Origin of the sequence: Bartonella sp. AA97HXZ, from assembly GCF_042196985.1 — a bacterium.
In the GTDB taxonomy this organism is placed as follows: Bacteria; Pseudomonadota; Alphaproteobacteria; order Rhizobiales; family Rhizobiaceae; genus Bartonella.
The window spans coordinates 1-1,120 of record NZ_JBHIRC010000082.1 but is presented as its reverse complement, the minus strand read 5'-3'; the positions used below and the strand labels follow the sequence as shown (position 1 = coordinate 1,120).

At 42.9% G+C, this 1,120-nt stretch carries 1 pseudogene; it reads left to right on the top strand.

Annotated features, from left to right (window positions below):
* Positions 1-141: 141 nt before the first annotated feature.
* A pseudogene (locus ACFINE_RS09805) lies at positions 142-903 on the top strand (PBSX family phage terminase large subunit); the annotation flags it as partial.
* Positions 904-1,120: the final 217 nt, after the last annotated feature.

Genomic DNA, 1,120 nt, shown 5'->3' with positions numbered 1-1,120 from the left:
ACTCATCCCACTTGTTATGTGCAAATGAGTGATTTTGATTGATTCAAGATAAACAGCTTTGAAATGAGAGAATCCTACGTTATTCGGGACTCTCATTCAACATACAAAACAGTTAATTATCATTATAAATCAATATCTTGAACAGACAATCCGAAGTTTCCGAAAATCTTGAATGAAGCGCGGCTTGATGATCTGAGAAACCGTCCAGAGACCTATAAGCATATCTGGGAAGGGGCTTATCTTACAGCGGTTCAAGGCGCTTATTATCAAAAGGAAATGTTGGCAGCCGAGCAAGAGGGGCGGATAGGGCGTGTTGCTCGTGATCCTTTAATGCAAATACGTGCTTTTGGGGACATTGGGGGTACGGGCGCCAAGGCAGATGCAACAGCGATATGGATAGCGCAATTTGTGGGGCGAAAAATTAGAGTGCTTGATTATTACGAAGCACAGGGGCAGCCTTTATCGGAACATATCGGTTGGTTGCGTCAAAACGGTTATGAGAAGGCATTGATGGTTCTCCCCCATGATGGTGCGACCAGAGACCGTGTGCACAATGTGAGTTTTGAGAGCGCTCTTAAACAGGCAGGCTTTCAAACAAAATTTATCCCTAATCAGGGAGCAGGGGCTGTTAAGATACGTATAGAAACAGTCCGCCGTGTTTTGCCTTCTGTTTGGTTTAATGAGAAGACGACAGTAGCAGGACGTAAGGCACTGAACTGGTGTCACGAGAAATGGGATGAGAAGCGTAATATTGGCTTGGGAGCAGAGCATGATTGGTCCAGTCATGGGGCAGATGCCTTTGGACTAATGTGTATTTCATACAAACCACCAAAAGAAATACAAAAGCGACCAGCTTATAGCGGCAGAACGGAATATGAGAGTACCTCATGGATGGCAGAATGATGCATGATGATGAACATTTAGAGAAAGACAGCAATGTATCTGATCTCTCTCATGAAGGTTTGTTTCGTAAGCTTATGAGCTGGTGGCAAGCTATTGATTTATAATGATAATTCACTGTTTTGTATGTTGAATGAGAGTCCCGAATATTGTAAGATTCTCTCATTTCAAGTCTGTTTATATTGAATCAAACAAACCCATTTGCTTGCACGGCATAAGC